The organism is Corallococcus sp. AB018 (assembly GCF_003986945.1).
GTDB lineage: Bacteria > Myxococcota > Myxococcia > Myxococcales > Myxococcaceae > Corallococcus > Corallococcus exiguus.
In genome coordinates, this window is sequence record NZ_RAWR01000107.1 from 25,884 (window position 1) to 33,941 (window position 8,058).

An 8,058-nucleotide genomic window follows, 5' to 3' on the forward strand; every position below is an offset into this window, starting at 1 on the left:
TTCCTCCCCATGCGCCTTCGCTTCCTCGCCCTCGCAGCGTCCAGCCTGCTGCTGACCGCCACCGCGTGCGGCTCCACGGACGACTCCGACACCCCGCCCGACGACGAAACGGAGAACCCGGACACCTCGGCAGGGGACGTGCCCCCCGCGGACCGCACGGCCTGCACGGGCCTCACCGTGACGCCCGGCACCTACGACTGGACGGTCGAGCACGGCGGCCACACCCGCGCCTACCGCGTCCACGTCCCCACCGGCTACGACGCCACGAAGCCCACGCCCGTCGTCCTCAGCTTCCACGGCTTCGGCTCCACCGAGCAGGAGCAGGAGGCGCTGACCGGGTTCTCCACCCTGGCCGACGCGGAGGGCTTCATCGCCGTATACCCGCGCGGCCTCAACTTCCCGGAGATCTACGGCCGGGGCGAAGCGGACACGCGGGGCTGGAACGGCGAGGCGTGCTGTGGCCCGGCGCAGCTTGCCAACGTGGACGACGTGGGCTTCGTGGACGCGCTGCTCGCGGACCTGGACACCCGCGTGTGCACCGACCCGCGCCGCGTCTTCGCCAACGGCTTCTCCAACGGGGGTTTCTTCTCCTACCGGCTGGCCTGTGAGCGCGCCCAGCGCATCGCCGCCATCGCGCCCGTGTCGGGCATGGAGGGCGTGACGGACTGTCGCCCGTCGCGTCCCGTCCCCGTGCTCCACTTCCACGGCAGCGCCGACGAGACCATCTTCTACGACGGAGGCAGCAACGTCCTCGGCGGCAAGCCCTACCCGTCCGCCCCGGAGTCCGTGCGCCGCTTCGCGGAGTTCAACGGCTGTACCGGGCCCCAGCAGCAGACGTATCAGCAGGGCAACAGCACCTGCGTGGCGTATACGGGCTGCAAGCCGGAGAGCGCCACCGCGAGCCTGTGCACCGTCACCGGCGGCAAGCATGCATGGCCCGGACAGCCCCTCTACAATGGCGGCACGCCGGACCTGGACGCGTCCCTGCAGATGTGGCGCTTCTTCCAGGCACGGCCCCGCCCCTGAAGGAGGCCAGGCCACGCCGCCCCGCGCACTCATCATCAACGCCGATGACCTGGGCTACGACCCGGGCATCACCCGGGGCATCCTCCAGGCACTGCGCGAGGGCGTCGTCTCCTCCGCCACCCTGCTGGTGAACGCGCCGGACTCCGAGTCCGCCGCGAGGCAGGCCCGGGGGCTCGCCATCGGGTTGCACCTGAACCTGGACCGGGGCGCGCCCGTGACCCCGGGCTTCCCGCGTGAGTGGTGCACCGTGGATGGAGGCCTCGACGGCAGCCGCGTGGATGGGCTTCCCGTGGACGTGGTGGAGGCGGAGGCTCTCGCGCAACTGGAGCGGCTTGAACGGCTGCTGGGACAGGCCGCCACGCACCTGGACGTGCACAAGCACCTGCACCGTCATCCTGAAGTCCTGGAGGGACTGTCACGCGTCGCGAGGCGCGCGGGCCTCCCGGTGCGCTCCATCGACGCGGACATGCGCGGCGCGCTGCGGGCCCGGGGCGTGGCCACGAACGACCACTTCGTGGGCGAGTCCGGTGCGACGGCGTACTGGACCCCGGAGCGCTTCGCCCAGGCCCTGGCGGCGCTGCCCACCGAAGGCGTCACGGAGTGGATGTGTCACCCGGGCCACCTGCCCGAACTCGTCGCCACCCGCTACGCCGCGCAGCGCGAGGTGGAGCGGACCACCTTCGTGGACGTCCGTTCGCGTGAGGCGCTGGAACAGGCGGGAGTGCGCCCCACGGACTACCGCGTCCTCCACGAGGACCGACTCACGCGGGCGTGACGAGCGGAAGCTCCGACTCCACCGGCGTCAGCGTCCGGCGCTTCTCGCGCGTCAGCACGGTGCGCACGCCCGCGAGCAGCTCCTCCGGACGGTACGGCCGGGGACACAGCGCGGCGTTCTCCTGCGCCCACCACGGCCGCGCATCCCCCGCCAGCAGGATGGGCACCGGCCGCGCGCGGGGCAGCGTGGCGAAGGTCTCCAGGAAGCTGCCCACCGGGGACTGCGTGGCGCTCGTGGACAGGACGATGAGGTCCACCGGCAGGTGCGTCGCCTTGCGCAGGGCCTCCGCGCCGCTCTGCACGGTGAAGACCTCGAAGCCCTCCGCCCGCAGGGTGCGCTCCGCCGTGGCCTCCTGGCTCGAGTCCTCGTCCAGCACCAGCACGCGCCGGGGCAGCCTGCGCACCTCGTGCGCGGGCATGCGCGGCAGGTCCAGCAGGAACGTGGAGCCCTCGCCCTCGCGACTGCGGAGCGCCAGCGCGCCGCCGTGCATCTTCACGATGGAGTGGCTGATGAACAGGCCCAGGCCCAGCCCGCCGAAGTTGCGGTGCGACACGTTGCGCGCCCGGTAGAAGCGCTGGAACACCAGCGCCTGATCCGCGCCCGGAATCCCGATGCCGTGGTCCTGCACCTGGATGCGCGCGGACTCGCCCGTGCGCCCCACCCGCACCGCGATGGGCGCTCCCGCCGGACTGTACTTGTGCGCGTTCTCCAGCAGGTTCACCAGCACCTGCTCCAACCTGTCTCTATCGCCCAAAACCCAGACGCCGTCGTGCGGCACGTCCACCGTGAAGGGGCGCTCGAAGGCGTGGCGGAAGTGGTCCACCACCTCCGCCACCAGCTGCCCAACTTCCAGCGGAGACGAGTCCAGCGCCAGCCGGCCCAGCTCCAGGCGGCTTGCGTCCAGCAGGTCCTCCACCAGCCCCGCGAGCCGGTCCACCTGCCGCTTGGACTTGAGCACGCTCGAGAGCGCCACCGGCTGCCCCGCGGCGATGCGGCGCTCCATGGAGTACAGGCCCAGCTTCAGCGGCGTGAGCGGCGTCTTCAGCTCGTGCGACGCGATGGACATGAACTCCTCGCGCACGCGCAGGGCGGACTGGGCTTCGCGCAACAGACGCGCGTTCTCCACCGCCACCGCCAGCTGGCTGGCCGCCGCGCTCCACATCTCCAGCTCACGCACGGAGAAGGACGCGCCCTGTTCCTTGTAGATGAGCAGCAGCCCCACCGTGCGGCGCGGCGCGCACAAAGGCACCGCCGCGAACACGGAGCCCACCGCGTCGCCGTAGCCTCGCTGGATGCCCAGCTGCGGCTGGCGCAGGGCCAGGGCCTGACGGTAGGGGTCCTCGGACGGGTCGAACGCGTCCTGGGGCGCGTCCAGGCCCTCCAGGTCCGACACCGCCATGCGCTTGAGCGTCGCGTCGTCCTCCTCGTAGAGGAACACCTCCGCGCGCCGCACCTGGGCGCACCGCACCAGCGACACCACGGCGGCCGAGCAGACGCGGTCGACCTCCAGCGACTCACCCACTGCGCGGGCAATCTCCCGCACGGCCTGTGAAAACGCGCCCTCGTCGTCCACGCCGGACGGCTCCATCACCAACCACGCCCCGGCCGTGCCGTTCGTGTGGGTGGGCTTCACCTGCACACGCACCTGCCGGAGCGTGCGGGTGATGACATGGCCGGAGTGGGCCCGGTGCTCGCGGATGGCGCGCTCCAGGGCGTCCAGGCTGCGGCCGGGCTCCAGGGCCTCCAGCAGGGTGCCGCCCGGGGAGAGCGTCACGCCCGTCTTGGCCGCGAAGCCCTCCTCGCACCATTGGACGCGCAAGTCAGGACCCACGCGCAGGAGCGCTTGGGGCAGGCACGAGAGGACATCCTCGACGTCATTGGGTGGCAGCATGAGGGGCGGGACGCGCTCGCTACAGGGGTCGCCGGAGGGAGATAGGAATCCCCGAGCATGATCGCCAACCGCCCCCGGACGTTCTCCTGTCCTGGAGGGTCGCGGCACGTTGGAACCCGAACAGAGCCGGTGCCGGGCAGCCAGGGAGGCGACGTTGTGCGGGGCGGTGACACGCGCCGAACGTGTGCTACACGACAGCGCATGTCCTCCAAGCCGTCCAAAGAAATCCAGACCTTCCCCAACCCCGCCGCCGATCGCGACTACGAGATCGCCTTCGACGTGCCGGAGTTCACCTGCCTGTGCCCGCTGACGGGCCAGCCGGACTTCGCGCGCTTCACCATCAAGTACGTGCCGGATCAGCTGTGCGTGGAGCTCAAGAGCCTGAAGCTCTACATGTGGTCCTACCGCAACGAGGGCGCCTTCCACGAGAAGGTGACCAACACCATCGCGGACGACATCATCAAGGCCATCCAGCCGCGCAAGCTCACGGTGGTGGGTGACTTCTTCGTGCGCGGCGGCATCGGGACCATCGTCACCGTCACGCACGACAAGAAGCAGCAGGCCTGAGCGGGGCCTCTCAGCGGGTGAGCTGCTCCAGGAGCGGCGCCCACTGGGACTGGGACAGGTAGAGGCCGGTGCCCGCCGCCGCGATGCCGGCGGTGAGCGCGGCCAGCACCCACTTGAGCTTGCTCGGCGCGCGCCTGGGCTTCTTCGTGGCGAAGACGTCCAGCACGCCCAGCTCCTGCTGGGTGAGGTGGGCCAGGGCCTCCGTCTCCGTGAGCTTCTCGCGGTAGCGCAGGAAGGCCACGAGCAGCGCGGGGTGGGACACGCGCACCTCGTGGGCGAGGAACAGGTCCAGCTCGCGGCGCATGGCCGCGGCGTCCGGGAAGCGGGCCTCCGGCTTCACCGACAGCGCGCGCTTCACGATGCGCGCGAGCGGCGGCGGCACGTTCGGAGCCACCTTCTGGAGCGGCGTGAACTTGCCGTCGCGGATGCGGGCGAACACTTCTCCAGCCGTCTTGCCCACGAAGGGGCGGGTGCCGGAGAGGGCCTCATAGAGGAGCACGCCCAGGGAGAAGATGTCGGTCCTCGCGTCGATGGGCGCGCCGGTGACCTGCTCCGGGGACATGTACGACGGCGTGCCCACGGCCATGCCCTGCTGGGTGAGGGCTTCGAGGCTGACGTCCTTGGCGATGCCGAAGTCCATGAGCTTCACCTCACCGGACTTGGTGAGCATGACGTTCGCGGGCTTGAGGTCGCGGTGGATGATGCGGCGGAAGTGGGCGTGGTCGAGCGCGCTGGCGATGCGCGCGCCGATGACGGCGGCGACGTCCGGGGGCAGCGGGCCGTCCTTGATGAGGCCGTGGAGGGTGGGCCCGTCCACGTACTCCATGACCATGAAGAGGCTGTCGTTCTTGTCCACCAGGTCATAGAGCGTGACGATGTTCTGGTGGCGGAAGGCGGCGAGCGCCAGCGCCTCGCGGCGGAAGCGCGACAGGGCCTCCTGGTCGCGCTGGCCTTCAGGGAGCAGCTCCTTGATGGCGACCTCGCGCTGAAGCAGCTCGTGCAGGCCGCGATACACCAGCGCCATGCCGCCGCGGCCCAGCTCGCCGAGCACGCGGCAGGCGCCAATCTTGCGGTGACGGATCCTCTCACTCTTCTCTGCGGCGGCGACGGTCACGGGTCGCAGGGTATCGATTCACGTCTCATGCGTCGATGGGCCCTCCCTGGCGAGGTGGATTCGCACAGGTGTGGTGGAAAGGCGCGGTGTCGCTGTCTCACGCCAGGGGGCCTACCTGTGGCGCGGGGACTGGCAGGATGGAGACATGGGACTGGGACGCCGGACGGATTGGCTGTGGGTGTTCGTGGCGGTGGGGCTGGGCGGTTGCGCGGGGCCACGTCCGCGCACGTATGCGCAGCAGGGCATGGACTCGGTGTCGAACACCTGCCGGACCCAGCCGGCGCTGTGCACCGGGCCGGAGTCGGTGATGCCCGTCCCACGCGCGGCGCAGGTGGCCACGCTGATGGCGGGGGCGAAGCTGGCCCTGGACGCGGAGGCAAAACAGGCAGTGGAGTCCGTGCTGAAGCAATGCGCGGAGGATGCACGGTCGGAGGTGATGCTCCGGTACCAGGACGGGAAGGATCCTACGGTCGAGCAGTGCAACGAGCTGGTTCGCAATGCTCGGGGCGAGACCGTGTCCCGCGCCATCTGGCTGGGGGAACAGATGCACGCCGTGGCGCTGGCGTGCGCCTCAGAGGGCCTGGAGGCCGTGATTTCAGGACGCTTCAGCATCGAGCCGACCTACCGCCCTGCTCAACGCACCGGCACCTTCACGCCCTTGAGTAACGAAGAGGTCGAACTGCTCAAGCAACCTCGCTTCCTGTACGAGCTGAAGGGGACACTCTCACCGGACATCGTCATCCACTCGGGTGACCCCATTCGCGTCAGCGCGGTCTACGATTTCAAGTTCTTCTGTTCGAACGCCGCCATGAAGAGCGCACCCGAGTGGAGGCCCCTTTCAAATCGTGCTTCGCCCAACGGTCCGACACAGAAAGACAGCTACATGAAAGCCTTCAATCTGGGAACCAGACAGGTCCTTCGTGTCATTCCCAGATGGGGAGTCCTCGAATGACAAGCATCCCTCGCGTTCGGATCTACATCAAGAGTGCCTTCGAGCCGGACTTCCTCGCCGTGAACGACGGCCTCCAATTGTGTCTCTTCATGCCGCACGCGCACAACGCCTTGAAGCCTCGGATACAGCGGGCGCTCGACCTCTATCGGGAGGCCATTGGGAAGGATGCCCTGGGCTACTATGGAGATCTCGACGGACAATGGCAGACGCTCGACACGAAGAGTTGGCAGCTCATCCAGCACTGGCTTCACGCTGGGGATGGCTCCCGTCTTCACCTGATAGGTGCCGCCACCACCTCCGACGCTTACTCGGAAAGCCACCGATACAATTTCCACTACGTGGGGTACGCGCTCGACCGCCCCGAAGACCTCTACTGGCCGAACGCTGTCAGCGCACTGCGACTGACCTTTCCCACGGAGTTCCTGGAAGCCCAGGGGCCCGAGCGCTTCCGAGCACTGGCGATTGAGATTGCCGGTGTCCTGCCCTTCGGCTCAGGACAGGCGGGCCTTACATTCAACGGCGAACCTCTGGCATCTGTCGTCCGCGAAGAGGTGAAGGCCTTGAGCTTCCGCCATCCAGCCATGGATGTGCCCAGCCTGGACGATGTGGCCCGGGACCTGGGCACCCGCGTGCGCGCCCCGGCCTGGATGAACTTCCTGGGTCCACCGGTCCTCCATGAACTGGGTGGAGTGGAAGGCCTGCGCTCCCGGCTGCACTCGCCGGACACCACTGTGCAGGCGCTGGGACCGGACCGGGCTGTCGTCACGCTGGGCCCGTGGCCAGAAGCCGGCGACACCGAGCAGGGAGAGACTTTGCCCGCCTACCGGGAACTCGCGCGCGTGCTCGAACCCTGGCTGTACGAGGGGCCTGGGCCAGAAGACCCCCACTTCTTCACCATGACGCGCCGCTGGCAGCGCCGCTTCCTCGACTGAGCGCTCCACCTCCCGTTCCCCTCCGCCCTGCATCGCCCCGCGAACGTTCCCATGCTTCTTCCATCCAAGTGCCTGGGAGGACGCCATGACGGAACAGGACGCATACATCCAGAAGATGGAGGCCGAGCAGCGAGAGGCGACCGCTCGCTTCCGTGAAATCGAAGCCCAGGCGGACCTGGCCGACAGTGAGGACACGCTCGATGTCCTCACCGGCGCCCGCGCCTTCAACGACGACGTCAACCGCGAGATCCAGGCGCTCCGCCGCGCGGACCAGCGCGACTGGGACCGCGTCAAGGCCGGCGCGGAGAAGGCCCACAGCCGCTTCCGTGAGCACCTGGACCACGCCAGCACCCGGTGGGCAGAGCTCCGCGAAGGCTACAGCCGCCAGCGCGAAGCCGAGCTGAAGGAGCTGGGCGCGCAGATGGACGGATGGGTCGCCGCCCACAAGCGCAGCCGGGCCGAGGACTCGCTCCTCACCCGCGAGGAGCTCGACTTCATCACGCGCGGACTGAAGAACTCCGGCGAGCTGCTCAAGAACCTGCGCAACGCGCGCGGGCATGTCTGGAAGACGGCCCGCGATCAGTACGAGGCCAACTGGCGTGAGCTCCAGGAGCGCTCCCGCCGCATCCGCGCCGACGGCGCCCTGGATGAATCCGGCGCCTCGCCCCCCTGAAACCCCATCTTCACCAACGCCACGCGGTTGTCACACGGCTACGCTAGGACTCGCCCCCACCTTGAGGGGCACGGCCCGGAAGGACCGTGCCCCTCAAGGTGGGGGCGAGTCCTAGCGTAGCCGTGTGA

Annotated in this window: 8 protein-coding genes; 6 read left to right on the plus strand and 2 right to left on the minus strand. The window is 69.2% G+C overall.

Features of this window, described 5'->3' with window-relative positions; genetic code table 11:
* Positions 1-9: 9 nt before the first annotated feature.
* Positions 10-1,026 carry a PHB depolymerase family esterase gene (locus D7Y11_RS22835; protein ID WP_126934765.1) on the plus strand — a complete coding sequence of 339 codons (1,017 nt, stop codon included), beginning with the start codon at positions 10-12 and terminating at the stop codon, positions 1,024-1,026.
* A complete protein-coding gene (locus D7Y11_RS22840) occupies positions 956-1,801 on the plus strand; it encodes a carbohydrate deacetylase (RefSeq protein ID WP_233607364.1) in 846 nt (281 codons plus the stop codon). The genes D7Y11_RS22835 and D7Y11_RS22840 overlap by 71 nt, the downstream gene beginning before the upstream one ends.
* On the opposite strand, the gene D7Y11_RS22845 is transcribed toward D7Y11_RS22840, so the two are convergent.
* Positions 1,788-3,692 (minus strand): ATP-binding protein, encoded by a 1,905-nt coding sequence (locus tag D7Y11_RS22845; RefSeq protein ID WP_120577585.1) that lies wholly within the window; start codon positions 3,690-3,692, stop codon positions 1,788-1,790. The genes D7Y11_RS22840 and D7Y11_RS22845 overlap by 14 nt on opposite strands.
* A 201-nt stretch (positions 3,693-3,893) precedes the next feature.
* On the opposite strand from D7Y11_RS22845, the gene queF reads away from it, so the two are divergent.
* The gene (queF, locus tag D7Y11_RS22850) at positions 3,894-4,259 is read left to right on the plus strand and encodes a preQ(1) synthase (protein ID WP_120577584.1); all 366 of its coding nucleotides are present in this window, start codon (positions 3,894-3,896) and stop codon (positions 4,257-4,259) included.
* Positions 4,260-4,269: 10 nt separating this feature from the next.
* On the opposite strand, the gene D7Y11_RS22855 is transcribed toward queF, so the two are convergent.
* Entirely contained in the window at positions 4,270-5,373 is a 1,104-nt protein-coding gene (locus D7Y11_RS22855) for a serine/threonine-protein kinase (RefSeq protein ID WP_120577583.1), read from the minus strand.
* Between the two features lie 145 nt (positions 5,374-5,518).
* Here D7Y11_RS22855 and D7Y11_RS22860 point away from each other — a divergent pair, with 145 nt between their 5' ends.
* The 3 genes from D7Y11_RS22860 to D7Y11_RS22870 all read left to right on the plus strand — a co-directional run bounded on the left by D7Y11_RS22860 (position 5,519) and on the right by D7Y11_RS22870 (position 7,930).
* Positions 5,519-6,325, plus strand: a complete 807-nt coding sequence (locus tag D7Y11_RS22860) for a hypothetical protein (protein WP_126934766.1) — start codon at positions 5,519-5,521, stop codon at positions 6,323-6,325.
* A 59-nt stretch (positions 6,326-6,384) separates the two neighbouring features.
* On the plus strand, positions 6,385-7,257 hold the full coding sequence (locus D7Y11_RS22865; protein ID WP_233607365.1) for a DUF3396 domain-containing protein: 873 nt from the start codon (positions 6,385-6,387) through the stop codon (positions 7,255-7,257).
* A gap of 85 nt (positions 7,258-7,342) precedes the next feature.
* On the plus strand, positions 7,343-7,930 hold the full coding sequence (locus D7Y11_RS22870; RefSeq protein ID WP_120577581.1) for a hypothetical protein: 588 nt from the start codon (positions 7,343-7,345) through the stop codon (positions 7,928-7,930).
* Positions 7,931-8,058: the final 128 nt, after the last annotated feature.

What these genes read in the sequence shown, in the direction of transcription:
- D7Y11_RS22860 (WP_126934766.1), top strand. Translation starts at nt 5,519, where the DNA reads ATGGGACTGGGACGCCGGACGGATTGGCTGTGGGTGTTCGTGGCGGTG.
- D7Y11_RS22845 (WP_120577585.1), bottom strand. Translation starts at nt 3,692, where the DNA reads ATGCTGCCACCCAATGACGTCGAGGATGTCCTCTCGTGCCTGCCCCAA.
- D7Y11_RS22840 (WP_233607364.1), top strand. Translation starts at nt 956, where the DNA reads ATGGCGGCACGCCGGACCTGGACGCGTCCCTGCAGATGTGGCGCTTCT.
- D7Y11_RS22835 (WP_126934765.1), top strand. Translation starts at nt 10, where the DNA reads ATGCGCCTTCGCTTCCTCGCCCTCGCAGCGTCCAGCCTGCTGCTGACC.
- D7Y11_RS22870 (WP_120577581.1), top strand. Translation starts at nt 7,343, where the DNA reads ATGACGGAACAGGACGCATACATCCAGAAGATGGAGGCCGAGCAGCGA.
- queF (WP_120577584.1), top strand. Translation starts at nt 3,894, where the DNA reads ATGTCCTCCAAGCCGTCCAAAGAAATCCAGACCTTCCCCAACCCCGCC.